General features: G+C 68.5%; 25 protein-coding genes. 1 reads left to right on the forward strand and 24 read right to left on the reverse strand.

The genetic code is table 11. The features are described 5' to 3' along the window. Window positions 1-181 precede the first annotated feature (181 nt). The 13 genes from G3580_RS06020 to G3580_RS06080 all read right to left on the reverse strand — a co-directional run bounded on the left by G3580_RS06020 (window position 182) and on the right by G3580_RS06080 (window position 10765). Window positions 182-2287: a putative bifunctional diguanylate cyclase/phosphodiesterase gene (locus tag G3580_RS06020; protein WP_173764404.1), complete on the reverse strand. Its 2106-nt coding sequence runs from the start codon at window positions 2285-2287 to the stop codon at window positions 182-184. Between the two features lie 120 nt (window positions 2288-2407). Further along, on the reverse strand, window positions 2408-3190 hold the full coding sequence (fliR, locus tag G3580_RS06025; RefSeq protein ID WP_173764405.1) for a flagellar biosynthetic protein FliR: 783 nt from the start codon (window positions 3188-3190) through the stop codon (window positions 2408-2410). Then, window positions 3190-3459 (reverse strand): flagellar biosynthesis protein FliQ, encoded by a 270-nt coding sequence (gene fliQ / locus G3580_RS06030; protein WP_173764406.1) that lies wholly within the window; start codon window positions 3457-3459, stop codon window positions 3190-3192. The genes fliR and fliQ overlap by 1 nt, the downstream gene beginning before the upstream one ends. A gap of 11 nt (window positions 3460-3470) precedes the next feature. Then, window positions 3471-4220 carry a flagellar type III secretion system pore protein FliP gene (gene fliP, locus G3580_RS06035; protein ID WP_323848001.1) on the reverse strand — a complete coding sequence of 250 codons (750 nt, stop codon included), beginning with the start codon at window positions 4218-4220 and terminating at the stop codon, window positions 3471-3473. Continuing rightward, the gene (gene fliO / locus G3580_RS06040) at window positions 4213-4662 is read right to left on the reverse strand and encodes a flagellar biosynthetic protein FliO (protein ID WP_228720786.1); all 450 of its coding nucleotides are present in this window, start codon (window positions 4660-4662) and stop codon (window positions 4213-4215) included. Before fliO ends, fliP begins: the two co-directional genes overlap by 8 nt. A gap of 185 nt (window positions 4663-4847) precedes the next feature. Next, a complete protein-coding gene (locus tag G3580_RS06045) occupies window positions 4848-5330 on the reverse strand; it encodes a DoxX family protein (RefSeq protein ID WP_173764407.1) in 483 nt (160 codons plus the stop codon). Next, window positions 5327-6115, reverse strand: coding sequence for an HvfC/BufC N-terminal domain-containing protein (locus G3580_RS06050; RefSeq protein ID WP_173764408.1), 789 nt, complete (start codon window positions 6113-6115; stop codon window positions 5327-5329). The genes G3580_RS06045 and G3580_RS06050 overlap by 4 nt, the downstream gene beginning before the upstream one ends. After that, window positions 6108-6956, reverse strand: coding sequence for an MNIO family bufferin maturase (bufB, locus tag G3580_RS06055; protein WP_173764409.1), 849 nt, complete (start codon window positions 6954-6956; stop codon window positions 6108-6110). The genes G3580_RS06050 and bufB overlap by 8 nt, the downstream gene beginning before the upstream one ends. 43 nt (window positions 6957-6999) lie before the next feature. Next, window positions 7000-7263 carry a BufA1 family periplasmic bufferin-type metallophore gene (locus tag G3580_RS06060; protein WP_173764410.1) on the reverse strand — a complete coding sequence of 88 codons (264 nt, stop codon included), beginning with the start codon at window positions 7261-7263 and terminating at the stop codon, window positions 7000-7002. A gap of 153 nt (window positions 7264-7416) precedes the next feature. Further along, window positions 7417-7974 (reverse strand): DUF1415 domain-containing protein, encoded by a 558-nt coding sequence (locus G3580_RS06065; protein ID WP_173764411.1) that lies wholly within the window; start codon window positions 7972-7974, stop codon window positions 7417-7419. Next, window positions 7971-9308 (reverse strand): mechanosensitive ion channel family protein, encoded by a 1338-nt coding sequence (locus G3580_RS06070; RefSeq protein ID WP_173764412.1) that lies wholly within the window; start codon window positions 9306-9308, stop codon window positions 7971-7973. Before G3580_RS06070 ends, G3580_RS06065 begins: the two co-directional genes overlap by 4 nt. A gap of 24 nt (window positions 9309-9332) precedes the next feature. Then, window positions 9333-10136, reverse strand: coding sequence for an ABC transporter permease (locus G3580_RS06075; RefSeq protein ID WP_173764413.1), 804 nt, complete (start codon window positions 10134-10136; stop codon window positions 9333-9335). Next, window positions 10133-10765, reverse strand: a complete 633-nt coding sequence (locus G3580_RS06080) for an ABC transporter ATP-binding protein (RefSeq protein WP_173764414.1) — start codon at window positions 10763-10765, stop codon at window positions 10133-10135. The genes G3580_RS06075 and G3580_RS06080 overlap by 4 nt, the downstream gene beginning before the upstream one ends. 69 nt (window positions 10766-10834) lie before the next feature. Here G3580_RS06080 and G3580_RS06085 point away from each other — a divergent pair, with 69 nt between their 5' ends. Continuing rightward, a complete protein-coding gene (locus G3580_RS06085; protein ID WP_173764415.1) occupies window positions 10835-11518 on the forward strand; it encodes an ArsR/SmtB family transcription factor in 684 nt (227 codons plus the stop codon). On the opposite strand, the gene G3580_RS06090 is transcribed toward G3580_RS06085, so the two are convergent. From G3580_RS06090 to fliF, 11 genes are all read right to left on the reverse strand, one after another. Then, on the reverse strand, window positions 11519-11761 hold the full coding sequence (locus G3580_RS06090; RefSeq protein WP_173764416.1) for a hypothetical protein: 243 nt from the start codon (window positions 11759-11761) through the stop codon (window positions 11519-11521). A gap of 139 nt (window positions 11762-11900) precedes the next feature. Next, complete coding sequence (locus G3580_RS20015) at window positions 11901-13295, reverse strand: alkaline phosphatase PhoX (protein ID WP_173764417.1); 1395 nt, start codon at window positions 13293-13295, stop codon at window positions 11901-11903. A 197-nt stretch (window positions 13296-13492) separates the two neighbouring features. Further along, window positions 13493-14017 (reverse strand): flagellar motor switch protein FliN, encoded by a 525-nt coding sequence (fliN, locus tag G3580_RS06100; protein WP_173764418.1) that lies wholly within the window; start codon window positions 14015-14017, stop codon window positions 13493-13495. Continuing rightward, the gene (gene fliM / locus G3580_RS06105) at window positions 14010-15020 is read right to left on the reverse strand and encodes a flagellar motor switch protein FliM (RefSeq protein WP_173764419.1); all 1011 of its coding nucleotides are present in this window, start codon (window positions 15018-15020) and stop codon (window positions 14010-14012) included. Before fliM ends, fliN begins: the two co-directional genes overlap by 8 nt. 23 nt (window positions 15021-15043) lie before the next feature. Next, window positions 15044-15607: a flagellar basal body-associated FliL family protein gene (locus G3580_RS06110; RefSeq protein WP_173764420.1), complete on the reverse strand. Its 564-nt coding sequence runs from the start codon at window positions 15605-15607 to the stop codon at window positions 15044-15046. Window positions 15608-15702: 95 nt separating this feature from the next. After that, a complete protein-coding gene (locus G3580_RS06115; RefSeq protein WP_173764421.1) occupies window positions 15703-17031 on the reverse strand; it encodes a flagellar hook-length control protein FliK in 1329 nt (442 codons plus the stop codon). A 58-nt stretch (window positions 17032-17089) separates the two neighbouring features. Next, window positions 17090-17542, reverse strand: a complete 453-nt coding sequence (gene fliJ / locus G3580_RS06120; protein WP_173764422.1) for a flagellar export protein FliJ — start codon at window positions 17540-17542, stop codon at window positions 17090-17092. 98 nt (window positions 17543-17640) lie between these two features. Further along, entirely contained in the window at window positions 17641-19044 is a 1404-nt protein-coding gene (gene fliI / locus G3580_RS06125; protein WP_173764423.1) for a flagellar protein export ATPase FliI, read from the reverse strand. 1 nt (window position 19045) lies between these two features. After that, window positions 19046-19729: a flagellar assembly protein FliH gene (locus G3580_RS06130; RefSeq protein WP_173764424.1), complete on the reverse strand. Its 684-nt coding sequence runs from the start codon at window positions 19727-19729 to the stop codon at window positions 19046-19048. Between the two features lie 18 nt (window positions 19730-19747). Then, window positions 19748-20746 carry a flagellar motor switch protein FliG gene (gene fliG / locus G3580_RS06135; RefSeq protein WP_173764425.1) on the reverse strand — a complete coding sequence of 333 codons (999 nt, stop codon included), beginning with the start codon at window positions 20744-20746 and terminating at the stop codon, window positions 19748-19750. After that, window positions 20743-22419 carry a flagellar basal-body MS-ring/collar protein FliF gene (fliF, locus tag G3580_RS06140; RefSeq protein ID WP_173764426.1) on the reverse strand — a complete coding sequence of 559 codons (1677 nt, stop codon included), beginning with the start codon at window positions 22417-22419 and terminating at the stop codon, window positions 20743-20745. The genes fliG and fliF overlap by 4 nt, the downstream gene beginning before the upstream one ends. Window positions 22420-22564: the final 145 nt, after the last annotated feature.

Consider the following 22564-nt stretch of genomic DNA (forward strand, 5'->3'; position numbering starts at 1 on the left):
GAAGGGGAGCTTCACGCTACACAAAGCGCTGCCATGCTTCAAACGTTTTTTTTGCGCCGCATGACTGCGCCGGGCGCATGCGTGTGGCAGGGCGCATGGATGCTGGATCAACGCCCGGTTGGGCGCCGGCAAGCCGCGGGACCGATGACCGGCGCTCATGATCCGGGGGCGGGCGAGCGGCTCAGGCGGTGGTTTCGTTGCTGCGCTGCGCCAGAAAGATCTCGAAGGCGTCGGCCGGCATCGGCCGGGCGAAGTGGTAGCCCTGACCGAAATCGCAGCCGGCCTCGCTGAGCGCGGTGCTGTGCGCTTCGGTTTCCACACCTTCGGCGATGACCTGGATGCCGAGCTTGTGGGCCATGGCGATCACGGCCTCGACGATGGCCCGGTCGCTGGGGTTGGAGAGCATGTCCTTGACGAAGGAACGGTCGATCTTGAGGGTGTCGATGGCGAACTTCTTCAGATAGGCCATGGCCGAGTAGCCGGTGCCGAAGTCGTCCAGGCTGATCTGCACGCCGCTGCGGCGGAAGGCTTCGAGCTTGCGCACCACTTCGGCGCTGGCATCGAGCAGCAGCCCCTCGGTGATCTCGATGGCGACGTATTCCGGCGGAATCGCCGATTCGGTCAGATGATTGAGCCAGATCTCTTCGCTCTTGCCGGTGAGGATCTGGCGCGGGGACTTGTTGACGCTCACCTGGATCACCGGGCTGCCGGGCGAGCGGGCATCATTCCAGACGACCACGTCGTGACTCGCCTGACGGAACACCCAGTCGCCGATCTCGCCGATGAGGTTGATCTCTTCGGCCAGCGGAATGAAGCGGTCGGGGGGGATCAGACCCAGGCGCGGATGGTGCCAGCGGATCAGGGCCTCGGCCTTCACCACCGCCAGGTCGTCCAGTCGCACGATGGGCTGGTAGAGCAGCTGGAACTGATCGTTGGCCAGCGCCTCGCGCAGATCGCTGGCCAGCTCGCGCCGGGCCCGTGCGGCCGCCTGGTGGGCGGGAATGAACTGGCAAAAGCCGTTGCGTCCGGCCGTCTTGGCGATGTACATGCCCTGGTCGGCGTAGGACATCAGGGTCTCGACGGAGTCGCCGTCGTCGGGAAACAGGGCCATGCCCACGCTGGCGGTCACCGTGGTCGGCTGGCCGTCGAGGACGAAGGGCGCGGCGAGGGTGTCGAGAATGCGTTGGGCAATGCGACCCGCCGTGTCGGCGCTGCCCACCTCGGGCAGGGCGGCGATGAACTCGTCGCCGCTCCAGCGCGCGACCGTGTCGCCCGGCTGCAGACAGGCCTGGATCCGCTGGCCCGCCGCCGCCAGCAGCAGGTCGCCGGTGCGGTGGCCCAGGGTGTCATTGACGTCCTTGAAGCGGTCCAGATCGATGAACAGCAGCGCCAGGGTGCTGCCGTCGTGTCGTGCCTGCTCGAAGGCCTTGGCGACCCGTTCCTCGAACAGGCGCCGGTTCGGCAGGCCGGTCAGGGTGTCGTAGTAGGCATCGCGCCGGATCTGCGCCTCCATGCGCTTGCGATCGGTGATGTCCAGCACCACCCCGAGCAGCCCGCCCAGCGCGCCGTCGGCCCGCTCGAAGGTCGCCTTGTAGAAGATCACGTCCCGGTACTCGCCGTCGGCTCCCTTGACCTGGGCCTCATAGACCTGGGTGCCGGGGTGGTCGAACAGGGCCTGGTCGGCGGCGTGGTAGCGCGCCGCCAGCTCGGGGGGCGAGATCTCGAACACGGAGCGGCCGATCAGTGCTTCGCGCGGGGTGCCGAGGAAGGCCTCGAAGGCCTTGTTGCAGCCCAGGTAGCGGCCCTGCTCGTCCTTGTAGAACACCGGGTTGGGAATGGTCTCCATCAGGCCGGCGATGAAGTGCAGCTTGTCGGCCAGATCCCGCTCGGCCACGCGCCGCTTGGTCACGTCGGTGAGGATGCCGATGATCGCGGTGCGACCCTGGAAGCGGGTGGCCACGCCGAACACTTCGGCGTCGAAGGTGCTGCCGTCCTTGCGCGTGCCCTGAAAGCCGTAGAAGCTCGCCTTGGCCTGTCCGGAGAGGCGCTTGTCGATCTCCGACTGGGCGATGGGCTGTTGGTCGGCGTCGGTCAGATCGAGGGGGCCGAGCTTGCCGCAGACTTCGTCCTGGGTATAGCCGAACATGGCCGCCAGCGTCGCATTCACGTACACGAAGCGGTCGTCCTGGATCACGTAGACGCCCACCAGCGCGTTGTCGAAGAGGCCGAGCAGCAAGGTGTCGGCCTCGCTCATCAATGCGTTCAGCAGCGCGTCGGTGACGGTCATGTGGGGTCTGTTCCGGGGAGCGGGCTCGAACCGGGTCGGGCATCCATTGGGAGGTTATCGGCAGCGCCGGCGCATTCTTGACCGTGTCACGGGGCGTCGGCCATCGGCCCGCGGCGGTGTTCAGTTCAGCGCCTGGAGCATGGTGGCGATGGTCTCGAAGCCGCGATCGTAGAACATCTGCATCACCGGCCCGAAGGCCTCGAGCGAGAGCATGAGGACCACGAAACCGGCCGTCAGGGTGATCGGGAAGCCCACCGCGAACAGGTTGATCTGCGGTGCTGCGCGAGTGAGCACGCCCATGGCGATGTTGGTGATGAGCAGCGCGGTGATGAGCGGCAGCGCCAGCAGCAGGCCGGCGGCGAACAGCAGGGCGCCGGTGCCGGCGACATGGGCCAGGCCCAGGGCCTTGATCGGCTCCGCGCGGATCGGCATCCACTCGAAGCTATGCACCATGGTCTCGATCATCATCAGGTGCCCGCCCAGGGCGAGGAAGATCAGCGAGGCGAGCAGGCTCATGAACTCGGCGAGCACGGCGGTCTGGGCGTTGGAGTCGGGGTCGAAGAAGGTGGCGAAGGACAGGCCCATCTGCAGCCCGATCAGCTCACCGGCCAGGTCGACGGCGGAGAACACCAGGCGCATCACGAAGCCGATCGCCACGCCGATGACGATCTGCTGCACGAAGATGGCGATGCCGAGCCCCGAGCCCGGGTCGATGGGCGGCAGCGGCGGGATGGCGGGGACGATTGCCACGCCGGCGGCGATGCCGAAGGCCACGCGGACCCGGATGGGCACCGCGCTGTTGGAGAACAGCGGCGCCGAGGACACCATGCCGAGCACGCGCCCCAGCGGCAGCATGAGCGCCGCGATCCAGGCATCGAGCTGGGCGCTGGTGACCTCGAACATCAGCCGATCAGGGTCGGGATCGACGAGAACATGCGCTGGATGAAGTCGGTGAGCATGGTGATCATCCACGGGCCGGCGACGATCAGGGTCACGAAGATGGCGACCACCTTGGGCACGAAAGACAGGGTCATCTCGTTGATCTGGGTGGCGGCCTGGAAGATGCTCACCAGCAAACCGGTGACCAGGGCGGCGCCGAACAGCGGCGCGGCCACCAGCAGGGTGACCTCGATGGCCTGGCGGCCGATGTCGATGACGGTGGTGGGGGTCATGGGTCAGGTCCTCACGCGGCGAAACTCTGCACCAGCGAGCCGATGAGCAGCGTCCAGCCGTCCACCAGCACGAAGAGCATGATCTTGAAGGGCAGCGACACGATCACCGGCGACATCATCATCATCCCCATGGACATGAGCACCGAGGCGACCACCATGTCGATGATCAGGAAGGGGATGAAGACGATGAAGCCGATCTGGAACGCGGTCTTCAGTTCCGAGGTGACGAAGGCCGGCACGATCACCTTCATGGGCAGATCCTCGGCCTTGTCCACCGGCGGCACCTTGGCCATGCCGGCGAACAGGTTCAGGTCCGGCTCGCGCACCTGCTTGAGCATGAAGGCCTTCATGGGCACCGCGGCGCGCGTCGTCGCCTCCTGGAAGGTGATGGTGTCCTGGGTCAGCGGCAGGTAGGCGTTGTCGTACACCTGCTCCAGCGTCGGCCCCATGATGAAGAAGCTCAGGAACAGGGCCATGCCGATGATGATCTGGTTGGGCGGCGAGGTCTGCGTGCCCAGGGCGTGGCGCAGCAGCGAGAACACGATGATCAGCCGGGTGAAGCTGGTCATCATCAGCAGCACCGCCGGCAGGAAGGTCAGCGAGGTGAGCAGCACCAGCGTCTGCACGCTGAGGCTGTAGGTGGTGCCGCCGCCGCCCGAGGGCGTGCCGGTGATCGCCGGCACTGCCTGGGCGAAGGCCAGCTGCGGCAGCAGCCACAGCAGCGGCAGCGCAAGCCGGCGCATCAGGGCGCGATCAACCATGCTTGCGCGCCTCCATCATCTGCTTGAGGCGGCCGGCGAAACCGCCGGTCTCGGGGGTCGGGCCGGCCGGCGCCTGCAGGCCCGGCAACTGGGACGGATCGAGGGTGTGCAGGGTATTGACCCGGCCCGGTGCGACGCCGAGCACCAGCACCTTGTCGGCCACCTCCACCAGCACCACGCGCTCGCGCTGGCCCACCGGCGTGGCACCGAGCACCCGCAGCCCGCGGGCGCCGCCGCGCGGGGCGCTGATGCGCTTGAGCAGCCACAGGCAGGCCACCAGCACCGCCACCACCACGAGCAGCCCGAGCAGCATCTGCCCCAGCGAGCCGAGCAGATCGCCGCCGCCGACGCTCGAGGGCGGCAGCGTGCGCTTGGCGACATCGTCGGCCGCCTGCGCGAGGGCAGGGGCGAACGACAGCAGGATCAGGGAGCGATACAGCATCGGGGGCCTCGAGACCGTTTGGTACGTGCTCGCAGCGTAGCCCGGCGGCGGTCAAGTCGAGGGCGGGAACAGGCGGCAAAAATTGCCGTTATTCGGACGCTGGCCCAAGCTGGCGTGGCCGTGCGCCCCGTTCCACGGCGTCGGTTGGACTTCAGTCCGACCTACGGCGACTGGTGGTGTGCGCGTCACGACCGCGTGGCGGCATCCCGATCGGTCTGGCGCCCCAACAGCGTGTCGAGCGACAGTCGGCCCGGGCCGAAGGCGACCAGCACCAGCAGCAGGGCACCCCAATAAAGGTGGTCGTTGATGGCGGCGGGGCACTCGAACTGGAACAGGGCCGGATAGCTGATCACCGCCATGGCATTGACCGCGAACAAGCCCAGCGCCGCGGGGCGGGAGAACAGCCCCACGAACAGCAGCGCCGGGAACACCAGCTCGCCGAAGGTACCCGCCACCGCCGCCACCTCGGGCGGCAGCACCGGGACGGAATATTCGTCGCGGAACAGGAACAGGGTGCTGTCCCAGTCGTTCAGTTTGGTCAGGCCAGCCTTGAAGAACTGCCAGCCCACGTAGAGCCGGATGGCGAGGGCGAGCAGGCTGCCGCCCCAGCGGGTCAGGCGCTCGTCGCAGCAGGTGCTCAGGCGGTGGAGGCGGATCAGTGCGTTCATGGGGTGATGTCCTTGTCGTGGGAATGGTCCGGGTGCGCGATGAGCAGGCCGGCGAGCAACCAGCGGGGCAGGGCCTGTCCGGGATCGAAGCCGGGTTCGGCGGTGAGCCCCGTTTCGAGGGCCGCGCCGAGCGGCAAGCCCCGGGCGATCGCCGAGAGCGCGGCATGTTCGCCGGCGCTCAGCGGCTGGACCTGCGCGCGCCAGCGCGGCCGGCACACGGCCACATGGCAGGCCCGCGCGAGCGGGTCGGGCCAGGGCGGGCCGTCGGGTTGATGGGCCAGCCACAGGGCGTCGATGGCCCACTCGGAGCGCATCAGGGCGACGGCGGGGTGCAGGTCGAGGCGGATGCCGTCGAGGCCGGCGACGTCGAGCGCCGCGAGCCACGGCGCGTCGATGGCCGGGGCGTCGGCGGCGCCGTGAGCGACATGCAGCGCCCATTCCAGGCGCGCCATGTCGGGCAGATAGGGGTAGTCGGCCACCGGGGCGAACCCGGCCAGGAAGTCGGGCAGTGCCGCGCCGAAGCGGTTCAGGTCGCCTTCCGCGTGGGGGTGGGCACGGCCGAATGCGCGCGCCATGGCGCGGAAGAAGTCATCGCCCAGCATCTGCCGGATCACCGGGCAGGCGTTGCCCAGGGCGCGATCCCAGTGGGCGGTGAGGTTGCCGCGGTAGAGCGCGAAGCGCCGCGCAGCGAGCCCGGCGTCGCCCCGGAACAGTGCCGCCGGTGTCTCGTCGGCGTCCAGCAGGCCGGCGGCAAAGCGGGTCTGCAGCTCGGCCAGCTCAGACATGGGTGGCCTCCGTCGCGAGCACCACGGTACGCACCTCGCGGGCGCGTGCCGCCTCGGCGAGCAGCACCGGCAGCGCAGGCAGCTCGGTGTCCCACTCGATCAGCGTCGGCACGTCGCCGAAGCGCTCGAGGCTGGCGCGATACAGCGCCCACACCACCTCGGCCACCGGCGCGCCATGGTGGTCGATCACCGCATCCTCGGTGACCCGATGGCCCGCCAGATGGATCTCGCCCACGGTGCCGGGCCGGATCGCCTCCATGGCCGCGCGGGCCGCCTCGCCATGGTTGCATTCGTTCACGTACAGGTTGTTCACGTCGAGCAGCACGCCGCAGCCGGTGCGGCGCGCCACTTCGGCGAGGAATTCGGTTTCTGCGAGGGTGTCGGCGGCAAAGCGCAGGCCGGTGGACACGTTCTCCAGCAGGAGGTGGCCGAGCACCGCCTGGGCCTGATCCACGCGGGCGCACACCAGGTGCAGGGCCTCGGTGGTCAGCGGCAGGGGCAGCAGGTCGTTCAGGTGCCGGCCGGGCACGGCGGCCCAGCACAGGTGTTCGGAGATCAGCGCCGGTTCGACGCGGCGCGCGAGGGTACGGATCCGGGCCAGGTGGGCAGCGAAGTGGGCCGCGCTGGCCGAGCCGATGCCCAGGCCCACGCCATGCAGGCTGAGCGGGTAGTCGGGCCGCAGGCGTTCGAGCACGTGCAGGTCCCAGCCGCCGGCGGCGAAGTAGTTCTCGCTATGGACCTCGAGCCAGTCGACGACGGGGCGCTGTGCGAGGAAGTCGCGATAGTGCGCCGCGCGCAGACCGACGCCGACGCCGCGAAGCGGATGAGCGGTGAATGCCATGATGTGCCGGGGCGCCGCCGGAGGGGGCGCCCCGTCCGCTCGCTTACTGCTTGCCGCCCGGCTTGAGGCTGCCGCCCATGTCGGCGCAGGTGCCCTTGGCCACGTACTTCCACTCTTTCGGGTCGTTGTCCCGGCTGGCCTGGCCAGCGCAGGAATGGGTGCCGGTGACGCTGGCGCAGTCGTTGGCGCCGGCCTTGGCGATGCCGAAGCATTTTTCCTTGCCGGCGTCCGCCGCATGGGCGGGCAGGGCACTGGCGGCGGCGACGCCGGCCAGGGCGGCGGTGATGAGGATTTGACGCGTGTTCATGAGGGTTCTCCTGTGGGTCTCGGGGGGCAAACGCAGAGTGCGGTTGGGCGGCGAACGGTGCGTCGTTCGCTTGCCAGATGAGACCCAGGAGGGGTGTCAGGTCTTACAGCGTCATCGGAAAAAATGCGATCGGGGTGGGGTGATGAGGCGGGTTCAGATGGCCTTGCCGCGCGCGAAACAGGCCTGCAGCAAGGCACGCATGTGCTCGGCACCGAGGGCTTCGACGGTCTCGATGTTGCGTGCCGGGATGTTCTCCGGATCGGGATAGTTCATGACCGCCGCCTCGAGGCTGGCCTCGCGGATCAGGTGCAGCATGGGGTAGGGCGAGCGGTTGGTGGTGTTCTCCACGTCGTCGGCTTCGGTGCCGGCGAACTGGTAGTCCGGATGAAAGCTGGCCACCTGCAGTTCGCCGCTCAGGCGCATCTGCGACAGAAGCACGTCGGCCACGTCGAGGAACTGGTTGTAGTCGTCGAAATCGGTCAGCGCCTGCGGGTGGATCAGCAGCGTGGTCTCGACCGCGTCGTTGTCCTGCAGCCACTGCAGCTCGCGCTCCAGATCGTCGACGAGGGTGTCCGCGTCGTCGGCCTCGGAGACCACGAAACGGATGCGATCGCGCACCAGCTCGCGCTTGGCGAAGGGGCACAGGTTGAGGTCGACGACCACGGTCTCGACCCAGTGGCGGGTGGCGGCGATGACGGCTTCGGGAGTCACGGATTCGGGTCCAGGTCGGGCAGCGCTCGGCCGGGCGGGGCGGGCTTGAGATGCACGTCGCGCTGCGGGTAGGGGATGGTGATGCCGGCGGCCTTGAAGGCGCGCCAGATCGCCAGGTTGATGTCGGTGCGCACGTTGCCGATGCCGTTTTCCGGATCGGCGATCCACACCCGCAGCTCCAGCTCGATGCCGTTGTCGCCGAAGGCGAGCAGACGGGCGGTCGGCACCGGATCGCCGAGCACCCGCGGCGAGGCCTGGGCGGCCGCCTCGAGCAGCGCGATGGCCTGCTCCGGATCGTCATCGTAGCTGATCTGCACCGGCAGGCGGATGCGGGTGTTCTTGTCGGTGTAGCTCCAGTTGATCACTTCCGAGGTGATCAGGTTCTCGTTCGGGATCAGGCGTTCGACGCCGTCGCGGTCGCGCACCACCACGTAGCGGGCGCGCAACTCCTGCACCCAGCCGTACTTGCTGCCGTCGGTGCCGACCGAGATCACGTCGCCGGGCTTGATGGAGCGGTCCAGCACCAGGATGAAGCCGCTGATGAAGTTGCTGGTGATGCGTTGCAGGCCGAAGCCGATGCCCACCCCGAGGGCGCCGCCGAACACCGCGAAGGTGGTCAGGTCGATGCCGACCGCGTCGATGGCCACCAGGAACGCCAGCGCGATCAGGAACACCCGCGCGAACTTGGCGAAGGCCACCTGCAGCGAGGGCGTCATGTTGGGCGAGGCGCGCATGCGCCGCTCGATCACGCCGGAGATCCAGAAGGCGAGGGTCAGCAGCAGCGCGATGAGGCCGAACAGCTTGATCGTGGCCAGCAGCGAGATGCGGGTCTCGCCCATGGTGAAGGCCACCGCGTCGAGCGCCGCCGCCACCGCCGGCAGCCAGCCGAGCAGGTGCAGCGCCACCGCCGACCAGATGCCGATGACGAAGAGGTTCTCCCAGGCCTTGAGCGCGCGGGTGACGCGAAAGCCCTTGCGCAGCAGGTAGACGCCGATGCGGATGGTCGCCAGCGAGGTGAGCAGCGGCACCGCCACGTCGAGCACCGGCGTGGCCTGGGGTCGGGCCTGCAGGGCGATGCGGGCGACGAACACCACCACCAGCATCGACACCGGCCACAGCACGCGCTGCAGGCTGCGGATGGCGAGGTGATGGAGGCTGCCCTGGCGGGTCGCCTCGGCGCGTCGGGTCAATGCCCGGCGCGCCAGATGGTGCGCGACCAGCGCGAGCACGCCGGCCAGCACCAGGGCGAGCAGTTCGTGCTGCACCTCGGCGCGGGCGAGCTGCTCACCCACGAGGGGGAGCTGTGCGATCAGGGTTTCGAAAGCGTCGGGCATGGGAGGAGTGTACTGCGAGCGGGCTCAGCGCGAGCGGGTCGCGAGCCGGTCGAGGCGCAGCCGCTCGCGCTCGTCGAACAGGCGCCGGCTCGCCGCCATGACCGCGGCCATGGTACCGAAACCGGTGCCCACGGTGATGGTGAACATGATGAGGATCTGGTACTTGACCGCCACCGCCGGCGCCGCACCGGCGAGGATCTGGCCGGTCATCATGCCCGGCAGGCTGACGATGCCGGCGGCGGCCATGGAGTTGACGATCGGGATCAGGCCACTGCGCATGGCGTCGCGGCGGGCGTCGCCGACGGCCTCCTGCCAGCGTGCGCCGAGCATGAGCCGGTTCTCGATGAGCGCGCGCTGGCGCCACACCGCGTCGGTGAGCCGGTCCAGGCCGAGGGCGACGCCGGTCATGGTGTTGCCCAGCATCATGCCCAGCAGCGGAATGGCGTATTGCGGCTCGTACCAGGGCGCGGGTTGCACCACCGCCACCAGGGTGAGCACGGTGACGCTGAAGGCCGAGATGAACATCGACAGGGTGCCGATGCCGAAACCCCAGCCGCCGGCGAGCCGGTACTTCTGCCGGGCATTGACCTCGCGCCCGGCCATGAGCAGCATCACCAGCGCCATCAGGGCGATCCACGGCAGGGCGGCGACCGCGAACAGGGCCTCGAGCACCACCCCGATCAGGCTCAGCTGCACCACCGTGCGCAGCGCCCCGACCAGCACGGTCCGCCCCATCTCCAGGCGCAGCGCCCAGGTGCTGGCGGCCAGCGCGATCACCAGGGTGGCGGCGAGGCCGAGCTGGCCGACGGACAGGTCGATGACGTTCATGCCACCTCCGCGAGCGTGTGACCGTCGATGCGCAGGTGGTGGTCGGCAACGCGCTCGACCTGGGCGCGGTCGTGGCTCACCCACAGCGTCGGCCAGCCGTGTGTGCGGATCAACTCGAGCAGCCACTGCTCGACCTGTCGGGTCGTCTCGGCGTCGAGATTGGCGGTCGGCTCATCCAGCAACAGCGCCTGCGGGCCATGGGCGACGGCGCGCAGCAGCGCCAGGCGCTGGCGTTCGCCGGAGGACAGGCGGCTGATCTGCCAGTCGGCCACCGCCGGCTCGAAGCCCAGCGGCGCCCAGTCCACCCGGGCCGGATCGGGCAGGTGCTCGCCCACCGTGTCGGCCCACCACTGACTGTCAGCGGGCACCAGCATGACGCGCCGGCGCCACTGGTGCGCCGGGGTGCGGGACTGGCAGGTCGGCCCCAGCCACACCTCGCCATCGTGCGCGTCCAGATCGGCCAGGGCCCGCAGCAGGCGGCTCTTGCCCGAGCCGGACGGGCCGGACAGGGCGGTGACGCGGCCGGGGGCGATGCTGAAGTCGGTGGGCTGCAAGGGGCCGACCGCGACCTGGACCACGCGCAAGGCCGCTTCGGTGTCGGTGGGCAGGTCGGGATGGGATGCCGTCATGGTCCGATGATACGGTGTCGCAAACGCCCGTGGCGAGCCGTTCATGCACGATTCGTCTACTATCGAAGCATGAGAGATATGCCTCACATCGCGCCGGTGGCGGCCTTGATCGGCGATGCCGCCCGCGCCGACATGCTCACCGCGCTCATGGCCGATCGCGCCCTCACCGCCACCGAGCTGGCCATGGTGGCGGGCGTGACCCGGCAGACCGCGAGCGCGCATCTGGCCAAGCTGTGCGAGGCGGGGCTGGTGATCATGCAACGCCAGGGGCGGCATCGCTATTTCCGCCTCTCGGGGCACGATGTGGCGGTGCTCATCGAGGCCTTGATGGGGGTGGCCTTTCGCACCGGCGCGGTGAGGCCGCGTGCCCCGGTGCGCGCGCCGGCCCTGCGCAAGGCGCGGCTGTGCTACGACCACATGGCCGGCGATCTGGCCGTGGCCGCCTTCGAGGCGATGCTCATGCGCGGCTGGTTCTGTGCCCGTCCGGGCGAACTGGCGCTGTCGGGATTCGGCCGGACGGCGCTGGTGGCGCTGGGTGTCGATGCCGCGGGGCTCGAGGCCGGGCGGCGCGTGACCTGCCGCATGTGCGCGGACTGGGGCGAGGGGCGCCAGCATCTGGCCGGCGCCCTGGGGGCGCGTGTGCTCGATCATGTGCTCGAGGCCGGGTGGGCGGTGCGCGATCCCGATTCGCGGGCGCTGCGCTTCAGCGCCGCGGGGGAGGCCGCGTTCCGCTCGGCGTTCCTGCTCGACTGATCAGCGCCGCCGGAACACCAGCTCCAGTCCGAACCAGAGCACGCCCACGATCGCGCCGAGGCCGCCGGCCAGGGTCCCGAACATGGCCAGCAGGGCGACCCGGGTGGCACCGCCGTCGGCATCGCCGAACTGCAGGGTCAGCCACAGGGGCAGGGCGCTGAGGGTTCCCAGCACCAGGCTGGTGACCAGGATCTTGATGCCGGTGCGCGCCGGGGAGCGATAGAAATTGACGATGGCCTTCATGACGGGTGCCGACCGAGGTGCGTGAGTTTCCACCATAGCAAACCGGCTCGCCCGTGTGACTTGACCCAGGTTCAAAAAAAAACGCCGCCCGAAGGCGGCGTGTTTCACGTGCCCGCGCGCGGGCGGCCGGCGACGCCGATCAGGCGGCGCGACGGCGGCGGGCGATGGCACCCACCAGGCCGAGACCGGCCAGCAGCATGGCGTAGGACTCGGGTTCCGGCACGGCGGAGACGCTGATCTTCATCAGACGGTCGTTGTCGCTGCCCGGATGCTGGATGTTGAGGTAGGCGGTGTTCGGATCGTAGGGATCGAAGAACAGGCCGGTGGGCTCGGCGCCGGCCACCTGAAGGGCGGCCCAGCGCTTGACGCCTTCGGCCACGCCGTCGCCGTCGCTGTCGATGACCTGCCAGATGTCGGCGTTGGGCACGCCCTGGTCCTCGACGATGTAGAGGTTGCCGTCGGCGTCGATGGCGATGTTGTCCGGGCTGGTGAAGTCGGAGCCGACCGCCAGGCCGGTGGCCACGTCGATGGTGTTGCGGGTCACCAGTTCGGTGATCGACATGTCGGACAGGTCCACCGTCCAGGTGGTGTGGGTGCCGGTGGCGTTGAAGGCGATGGCCTCGTGACCGTTGCCCAGGGTGAACACCTCCATGTCCTCCGGACGGTTGAAGGCGGTCGCGCCGGCGGCGTCGGCCAGCGTGCGGCCGTCCTGGCCGGCGCCGCTCACGCCGATGTCGACCCAGTTGAAGCTGCCGCCGACATCGGCGTTGCTGCCGGTGCCGACCTGCAGGGCGTAGGTGGTGCCGTTGGCGAAGAAGTCGTCACCGTTGGCGGCGTTGGGGTTGGCGGAGACGAACTTGTAGAAGGAGCCGCCGCTGTTCTCGTCGATGAAGTAGAAGTTGTTGGCGCTGTCGAAGGCCAGGCCTTCGTGCGACACCAGCGGCAGCATGGTGTTGCGCTGGACCAGATTGCCGTTGCCGTTGGTCAGGGTGGTGGCGGTGGCGGTCACCGGGTTGGTGACTTCGAACAGGCGGCCGGTGGCCGAACCGGCGACCCCGTTGAAGTTCTCTTCGCCGGTCATCCAGCCACCCCAGGGGGCCCAGCGCGAGGCGTCGCCACGCTGCCAGTTCTGGGTGCCGACCGCGACGATCGTGGTGGTGGCGCCGGTGAGTTTGTCGTAGCGCAGCGCGCCGGAGCCGGTGTTGGCGCCCGACTGGTTGCTGGGCTCGAAGGGCATGAACAGGTAGCGGCCCTGATCGGCACCGGTGCGGTTGGTGTCGATCATGTCCCAATAACGGCCGACGTTGATGTCGGACAGGCTGCCCACGGTGCTGCGCGACGCCAGCGTGCTCTGGGTGACGGTGATGCCCGGGGCGGTCGACAGCAGCAGGGCCTGGGTGGCTTCGTCGGCGACCGACACGGCCGACGAGGGCGCGGTGAGCGGATCGAGTTCGTCGAAGAGGGTGTTGCCGGCAGCGAACGCCTGGGCGGAGGCGAACACGCCGAACACGGCGAGGGCGAGCGGTTTGACCATGGCTACAATCCTATGTTTGGCTAGGTGGGGTTGTGGAACGGTCGATCGGAACGAGGCGTGTTCCGACCGCCGCCAAAGCTAGCCTGCGGATGTAACTGGGCGATGAACCGGGGTGTAGTCCGTTGGTATGATGCGCGCCGCAAAAGCGAAGGGCCGCGGCATGGCTGCCGCGGCCCCGATGGATCGGTGCTCGCGCGTCAGTGGCGCAGTTTGCGCATGCGTTCGGCGGGCGTGATGATGTCGGTCAGGCGGATGCCGAACTTCTCGTTCACCACCACCACTTCGCCCTGGGCGATGAGGGTGCCGTTGACGAGGACGTCCATGGGCTCGCCGGCGAGCCCGTCCAGTTCCACCACCGAGCCGTGCGCCAGCTGCAGCAGGTTGCGGATCGACAGCTTGGTGCGGCCCAGCTCCACGGTGATCTGCACCGGGATGTCGAGGATCATGTCCAGCTCGGCGTTGCCGCCGGCGCTGCCGCCTTCGGCGCCGAAGTCCGGAAACAGCTGGCTGGCGGGCTTGGCCTGGTAGGGCGAGTCGGCCGAATCGGCGGCGGCCTGCAGGTCGGAGGCCACCTGTTCGGCGTCGGCCTGCTCCTGCATGGCGGCGGCCCAGTCGTCCTCGGCCGCGGCGTCGCCGCCACCCTCGGTGTCGGCCTGTTCCTGCATGGCGGCAGCCCAGTCGTCGTCGGAGACCTGGTTTTCGTCGGTGTCGGTATCAGCCATGGTTTTCTCCCGGTGGCGGGGGCTCGTTGGTGTCTTCGGGCGGAATCATGCGCTCGACGCGGATGGCGTACTGCCCGTTTTGCACGCCGTACCGCCCCTCGAGGACGGCCACGCCGTCGACCTCGGCCCGGATGGCTTCGGGGACCTCGATCGGAATGACGTCGCCCACGCGCATGTTGACGATGTCGCGCAGGGTGACGGTGGCTTGACCCAGGTTGACCGTCAGCTCCACGGGGGCCGACTTGATCTGCTTGGTCATGGTGCCGATCCAGCGCTTGTCCTGGGTGATGTGGTCGCTCTGCATGGTGGAGTAGAGCGTCTCGCGGATCGGTTCGAGCATGGAGTAGGGGAAGCAGATGTGCATGTCTGCCTGGGCCCCGCCCAGTTCGAGGGAGAACGCGGTGGAGACCACGATCTCCGAAGGGGTCGCGATGTTGGCGAACTGGGAGTTCATCTCCGAGCGCAGGTACTCGAGCTTGAGCTTGTACACCGGCGCCCAGGCACGCTCGTATTCGGCGAACACCGTCTCGAGCATGCCCATGATGATGCGCTGTTCGGTGGCGGTGAAGTCGCGCCCCTCGACCCGGGTGTGGAAGCGGCCGTCGCCGCCGAACATGTTGTCCACCACCAGGAACACGAGGTTGGGATCGAAGACCACCAGCCCGGTGCCGCGCAGCGGCCTGGCGTTGACCAGGTTGAGGTTGGTGGGCACCACCAGGTTGCGCACGAATTCGCTGTACTTCTGCACCTTGATCGAACCGACCGAGATCTCGGCGTTGCGGTGCATGAAGTTGAACAGGCCGATGCGCAGGTAACGGGCGAAGCGCTCGTTGATGAGCTCCATCGTGGGCATGCGCCCACGGACGATGCGTTCCTGCGTGCCGAGGTTGTATGGGCGAACGCCGCCTTCGTCGCCGTCATCGGCGTCGCTTTCCTCGGTTTCCCCGGTCACGCCGCGCAGCAGCGCGTCGACTTCGTCCTGGGAGAGAAAATCGGCTGACATGGTCGCCCGTTACCCCGTCTGGTTCATTGCACGATGAACGAATTGAACAACACCGAAATCACCGGTCCCCATGGGCCCGGATTGCGCTTCATCTGTTCGGCGCTCGGCTTCTCGAAGCCGAGCACGTAGTTGATGCGTTCCATGGCCTCCTTGGCCAGTTCCTCGCGGCCATCCACGGTGGAAATCTCCGAGGGCAGCTTGCTCGAGAGCACCAGGTTCACCTCGTGGCGAATCTCCGGCATGTAGCCCTTCATCTGTTCGGCCACTTCCGGATCGACCACCTTGAGCACCATCACCACCTGCAGGAAGTGATCCCCTTCGGCCGGTGCCAGGTTGACCGTGAACGGCTCCAGGGTCACGAAGGTGGGCGGATGCGACAGGTCCACCTTCAGATGCGTTTCTTCCTTCGCGTGCGCGTCGGTGGCGCCATCCTCGCCCTGATTCTTCTTGAGCAGCAGCACCACCACCGCGCCGCCGGCCACCACCAGCAGCAGCACCACCACAAGGATGATGATCAACAGTTTCTTGCCACCCTTCTTGGGCGGTGCTTCTCCTTCGGCCTCCGGTTTGGCGGCTGCTTTCGACATGCCTATCGTCTCCAGTTACTACAATCGAATTGTCCCGGACACCGTGCCAGTCGAATGCCGCGAAAAGCGGGGCTCAAGACCCGCTTTTCCCGCGCTCAGGCGAAGGTGTCGATCATGCCTTCTCCGCGCGAGATCCAATGGCCCGCCGGGGTGCCGACCGCGCCGACGGCCAGTTCGCCACCGGCGCCATGACGGCCCCCGTGGAACTGTCCGCCCTGGCCGCGTTCGCCGGGCTGGTCCTGGGGCGCGGTGTTCACGTTACTGTCGGCCAGCATCACGCCGGCCTGTTCGAGCATCTCGCGCAGCCGCGGCATGGCCTGTTCCAGGGCCTCGCGCGCGGCCGGCGTGGCCGCGGTGAAGTGGGCCGTGGTGGTGTCGCCCGACATGTGCAGCGAGATTTCCAGCTTGCCCAGGCTCGGCGGGGTCAGGATCAGCTCGGCGCGCGATTCGTCCTTGCCGGCCATCCACATCACCCGGTTGCCCACCGCGTCCGGCCAGTCGGCGCTGTCGACGGGCGTGCCCAGGTGGGTGGGCAGCACGGGTTGCGACAGCCGGGCCGCCTGGGCCGTCTGACTCGGCGCGGCGGCGGCCAGGGCCGCATGGGCATTGACGCCGGGCGAGGCGGCGCCGGGGGTGTTCATCTGGATCGCGTCGCCGGGCTTGGCGGTACCGAGCTGCTTGTCCAGTTGCGCGGCGAAGTTGGCGATGCCGTCGCGGATGGGGGCGGGCTTGGTGCGCAGGTCGGTGTTGGTGTCGGCGTCGGCGGCACGAGCTTGTGCGCCGGTCAGCCCAGCGTCCTTGCCTGGACGATCGCCACTGGGGTCGGTGGCGGTTTTGGCGGCGTCGTCGCTCACCCGCGCCGTCAGATCGACCACCGTGGTGGCTTTGCGGTTGCCCGATGCGGTCGCGGCGACGGCCGCGCCAGAGTTGGCGTCGGCGGCGGGCAGGGCGGCGTCCTTTGCCGGCGTGGCGGCAACGGCTGCCGGTGCGGCAATCACGGTCGCCGGATCGACGGCCGGATCGGCTGCCGGGGTGGTGCTGGTCGCCGCGTCGGCCGCCGCTGCGGTCTTGCTGTCGTCGCTGGCCTGGGTGTCCTTGGTGGCCGCCTTGGTGTCGCCGTCGGCCTGGGCCTGCTTGCCGTCGGCTGCCGGGGCCTCGTCGCGCCCGGGCGCGTCGGCGGTCTGCGCGGATTCGGGCGCCTTGTCCTGAACCGGCTGATTTTCCTGGGGTTTGTCGGCGTTCTGGCGCGCCTGGGCGCGTGCTTCGGGCGGGCGCTCCGGTGCCGCCATCTTGCGTTCCAGGGTGTTGGAGAAGGTCTCTTGCGTGGCGCCATTGCCCTCGCTGCCACGCGCGCCGGCACCCTTGCTCGGGGTCGGGGTGGCTTGCAGCATCTGCGTCAGGGTCTGTTTCACCATTGCGGCCATGGCCGTTGTCCTTGAGTGGATGAGTCAGACCGTATGCTGCAAACCCCGTGCCAGTTGCTTACTCGTCGTCCGATTGCCGGTCGCGGAACTGCTTGCTGGCGTGCTCGTCGGTCATGCGCTGTTCGCGCTTGAGCTCGTCCCGCGCCTCCTTGGCCTGATGACGCTTCGACAGGGCGTCGAAGGCCTTGGCCCGGGTGCGCTGGTCCATCCACGCCTGCTGCCCCTTGACCGTGCGCTGCTTGGACTGCGTGACCGTGTCCCGCTGCGCCGCGATGGCCTCGTCCAGCTTGCCGATGAACAGGCTGTAGTTGCGCATGGCCTGCGGATCGATGCCGTTGCGCAGCGCCTCGGCGAACTTCGCCTGATATTCGGCCCGGTAGTTCTCGAGCAGTTCCAGCTTGCGACAATCTTCCGTCTCGTTGGCGATCAGTTCGCCCAGACGGCGCGCGGCGTCGTCCATGCGGCTGTTGGCCATGTCGAGCAGGGTCTGCAACGGAAACGGTTTGGTCATCCGTCTGCTCCGTTGCCGATGGCGGCACGAGGCCGCCATGCAAGCCGTTCAACGGCCAGGGGGGCGAATTCTTTAGGGGCGGGGCAGGCCGGCATGGTTCAGATCTCGTCGCCGAACAGCCGGTGCAGCTTGGCGACCGCATCCTCGTAGCCTTCGCGCTCGTCGATGGCCTGCTGCAGGTAGGCCTCGAGGGCCGGGTAGGCCTCGACCGCCTGGTCGAGCACCGGGTCGGAGCCGGGCTGGTAGGCGCCCACGGCGATGAGATCGCGCGAGCGCTGGTAGCGCGAGAACAGTTGCTTGAACTTGCGCACATGCTCGAAGTGGGCCGGCTTGACCAGGTTGTGCATGGCCCGGCTGATGGACTGTTCGATGTCGATGGCCGGGTAGTGCCCCTGATCGGCCAGCGCGCGCGAGAGCACGATGTGGCCGTCGAGGATGGCGCGCGCCGAGTCGGCGATCGGGTCCTGCTGATCGTCGCCCTCGGCGAGCACGGTGTAGAAGGCGGTGATGGAGCCGCCGCCGTCGGGGCCGTTGCCGGCACGCTCGACCAGGGCCGGCAGGCGGGCGAACACCGAGGGCGGATAGCCGCGGGTGACCGGCGGTTCGCCGATGGCCAGGGCGATCTCGCGCTGGGCCATGGCGTAGCGGGTGAGCGAGTCCATGATCAGCAGCACCTGCTTGCCCTGGTCGCGGAAGTATTCGGCGATGGTGGTGGCGTAGGCGGCGCCCTGCAGGCGCATCAGCGGGCTGGTGTCGGCGGGGGCGGCGACCACCACCGAGCGGGCGCGGCCTTCCTCGCCCAGGTTCTGCTCGATGAATTCCTTGACCTCGCGGCCCCGTTCGCCGATCAGCCCGACCACGATCACGTCGGCCTTGGTGTAGCGGGCCATCATGCCGATGAGCACCGACTTGCCCACGCCGGAGCCGGCGAACAGGCCCATGCGCTGGCCGCGGCCGATGGTGAGCAGGGCGTTGATGGCGCGGATGCCCACATCCAGCGACTGGCTGATGGGGGCGCGCTGCAGCGGGTTGAAGGGGCGGCTCTGGAGCGAGCGGCTGTGTTCGGCTTCCAGCGGCCCGAGGCCGTCCAGCGGACGACCGGCACCGTCGACCACGCGGCCGAGCAGGGCGTCGTCGAGCGGCAGGTGCTTGGCGCGGTCGGAGGCGCGCCGGCGCGGCACCGTGCGCTGGCCGGCGATGAGCTTGGGCTGCACGGGTTCGATGGGCAGCACCTGGGCGCCGGGGGCGAGGCCGAACACATCGTCGGTGGGCATCATGTAGATGCGCTCGCCGTTGAAGCCGACCACCTCGGCTTCCACCGAGCCGCCGCCGGGCACCACGATGCGGCAGCCGGAGCCGAGCGGCAGCTTGAGGCCGGCCGCTTCCATCACCAGGCCGTTGATGCGGGTGAGACGGCCGGACATCTGGAACGGACTGGTCGCGCCGGCCAGGCGCTGTGCGTCGGACAGGAATCGGCGCCAGGTGTCCGTGTGACGCTCCATGTCAGTCCTGCGCCTCCCACTCGGTGTCGTCGCGGCCGAGGTTTTCCATGATGCGGCGCCAGCGGGTCTGCACGGTGGCGTCGACCATGGAGCCGGCGGCTTCGACGCGGCAGCCGCCGCGTGCCACGGTGTCGTCCTCGACCAGGCGGTGTTCGTTGTGCTTGAGCTGTTCGCCCAGGTACTCGCGCACCAGGGAGGCGTCCTCGGGGTTCAGGTGGATGAGGGCGCGCCCCTGGGGCAGGTGATGCAGGGCCTCGCGCACCACGTCCACCACCATGGCCGGATGCTCGTGCATGCTGTGCTGGACCATCTGGCGGGCCACTTCGAGGGACAGAGCGAGCACTTCCTCGGCCACGTCCTGGTCGAGCTGGGTCATGGCGGCGTCGAGGTTTTCGACCAGGGTGTGCAGTTGCAGGGCTTCCATGCGACCGCGCGCGGTCGCCTCCTCGTAGCCGGCGGCGTAGCCTTCCTTGCGCGCTTCGTCGTGGATGCGTTCGATGTCCTCGGCCGTGGGCAGCTTGAACGGCGGTTCGGCGTCCGCCTCGGGTTCGAAGGTCTCGGGTTCCGGCGGCGGTTCGGGGGAGTCGAGCTCGACCGGTGCCGGCTCGGGTTCGGGCGGGGCGTCGAAGCTGGGCGGGTCCCAGCGGCGATAGGCGCCGGCGGCCTGGTTGCGATGAAAGCTCACGGCCGGCCCCCGCTGCGATTACACGAAGGCATCGTCGCCTCCCTTGCCGCCGAGCATGATCTGGCCTTCCTCGGCCAGGCGGCGGACGATCTTGAGGATTTCCTTCTGCTCCGCTTCCACTTCGGACAGGCGCACCGGGCCGCGCGATTCGAGGTCCTCGCGCAGCATCTCGGCGGCGCGCTGGGACATGTTCTTGAAGATCTTCTCGCGCATCTCCTCGGTGGCGCCCTTGAGGGCCACCACCAGCGAGTCGGACTGCACCTCGCGCAGGATGGTCTGGATGCCGCGGTCGTCGATGTCCATGAGGTTGTCGAACACGAACATCTCGTCGAGGATCTTCTGCGCCAGGTCGGGGTCGTATTCGCGCACGTTGTCGATGACGGCCGTCTCGGCCGCGGCGCCGACGAAGTTGAGGATGTCGGCGGCATGGCGCACGCCACCCATGGCCGCCTTCTTGACCGTGGAGGCGCCGGACAGGGTGCGCGAGAGGGCGTCGTTCAGTTCCTTGAGCGCGGTCGGCTGCACCCCGTCGAGGGTGGCGATGCGCAGCACCACGTCGTTGCGCAGGCGGTCGGTGAAATGCTTGAGGATCTCGCCGGCCTGGTCGTATTCCAGATGCACCAGGATGGTGGCGATGATCTGCGGGTGTTCGTTCTTGATCAGATCGGCCGCGGTGGCCGCGTCCATCCACTTGAGGCTTTCGATGCCGGCGGTGTCGGAGCCCTGCAGCACGCGCGAGATGATGTGCGCGGCGCGGTCGTCGCCGAGCGCCTTGGTGAGCATGGCGCGGATCTCTTCCTCGTTCGCCTCGATGGGCGAGCCCTTCTCGCTGTGGGTTTCCAGCTCGTCGAGCAGGGGTTCGACCTTGGAGCGCGGATGCGAGGGCAGCTTGGCCATGGTGAGGCCGAGCTTCTGCACTTCCTTCGGGCCGAGGTGCTTGAGCACTTCGGCCGCTTCGTCCGACCCGAGCGACAGCAGCAGCAGGGCGCCTTTTTCGGTGCCGTCTTCAGCGCTCATTTGCGCGCCTCCTCATTGACGCCCATCCATTCCTTGATCAGGTTGGCGACCATCTTGGGGTCGCCCTTGGCCAGCTCGCGCGCCCGCGCCAGCTTGGCTTCGTAGCTGGAGGCCACCTGGGCGGCGTGCGACAGGGTCGTGCGGGCGCCTTCCTCTCCTTCCTCGCCTTCGGCCATGGCCGCGTCCTCCTCTTCGTCTCCGGCCGCGCGCGGCGGCGGGGTGATCGACTTCATCAGCGGCTTGATCACGCCGAAGGCCACGTAGGCGAGCACTGCCGCCAGGATGAGGTAGCGCAGCGCCTCCTTGGCCATGGCGATCATGTCCGGATCCTTCCAGATCGGCAACGCGGGTGCGGTCTCGAAGGTCTCCGGCGCGAACGCGCTGGCTGCCACGTTGAGTGTATCGCCACGGGCGGCGTTGAAGCCGACGGCCTCGCGCACCAGCTTGTTGATGCGCTCCAGTTCCGCGTCGCTGGGCGCGACCATGGTCTCCTTGCCGTTGCGATCCGTCTGCTTGCGGTGATTGACCAGCACCGCCACCGACAGCCGCTTGATGGCGCCCATGGCGTGGCGGGTGTGGGAGATGGTCTTGTCCACCTCGTAGTTGGTGGTGACGCTGGTGTTCTTGGTCTGGAAGTTGTCCTGCGTGGTCGCGGTGCCGCTGGCCGGGTTGGTGATCGGTGCGGTCGCCGGCACCGGCGGCTGGTTGGACAGCGCGCCGGGCACGCCCTTGGCGTTGGGGTCCCGGGTGATCGCCTCGCTCTTCTGCTGCGAGCGGATCGCCTGGTCCGGCTCCGGATTGGGCTTGTAGATCTCGTCGGTCTGCTCGACCCGGTTGAAGTCCACGTCCGCGGCCACCTGCACGCGGAAGTTGCCCTTGCCCACGAGAGGTTCGAGGATGGTGTCGACCCGGCGGGCGTAGGTGTCTTCGAGTTCCTGCACGTAGCTGATCTGGGTGGGGTCGAGGCCGGCCGCGCGCAGCGGGTCGGCCTTGTTGGTGAGCAGCTTGCCGGTCTCGTCGATGACGCTCACGTCGTCGTTCGACATGTTGGGCACGCTCGCAGCCACCAGATGGACGATGCCGGCCACCTGGGCGGCGTCCAGATTGCGTCCCGGATAGAGGTTCACAAACACCGAGGCGGTCGGCTGCTTGGCGTCGCGCAGGAAGGCGGTGCGCTTCGGAATCGCCAGATGCACCCGCGCGCCGGCCACCGAGGAGATGGACTGGATGGTGCGCGCCAGCTCACCCTCGAGGCCGCGTTGGTAGTTGATCTGTTCATGGAACTGGGAGACCCCGAGCTTCTGGTTCTCCATCAGCTCGAAACCGACCAGACCGCCCCGGGGCAGGCCCTGGGCTGCCAGCTGCAGGCGGATGTCGTGCACCCGGTCGGCCGGCACCATGATCGCCGCGCCGCCCGCGCCGAACTTGTAGGGCACGTTCTGCTGCTGCAGGGCGGTGACGATGGCGCCGCCATCACGCTCTTCCAGATTGGAGAACAGCACGGCGTAGTCGGGGGTGCGGCTCCACAGCAGCACGCCCACCGCCAGCGCGATCGCCGCGGCGAGCGCGGCCATCATCGCCAGCTTCTGGCGTGCGGGCAGGGCGTTGAAGTTCTGAAACGCTTGCTGCAGGGGCGAGGCGCCGGCTGCAGCGGCATCTTGCGCGGTGGCCATCGGGTCGGTCCTTCGCGATGTCGCTTTTTTCGATGGAGGCATTCTCGCTGCGCAATTGCAAAAGCGTATGGCAAAAAAGCGGCAGTTTTTGCCGCCTATTTGCCGCCTCTTCCGGGCCCGTCCACCCTTAGGCTTCGCACTGTGC

Source organism: Nitrogeniibacter mangrovi (assembly GCF_010983895.1).
Classification (GTDB): domain Bacteria; phylum Pseudomonadota; class Gammaproteobacteria; order Burkholderiales; family Rhodocyclaceae; genus Nitrogeniibacter; species Nitrogeniibacter mangrovi.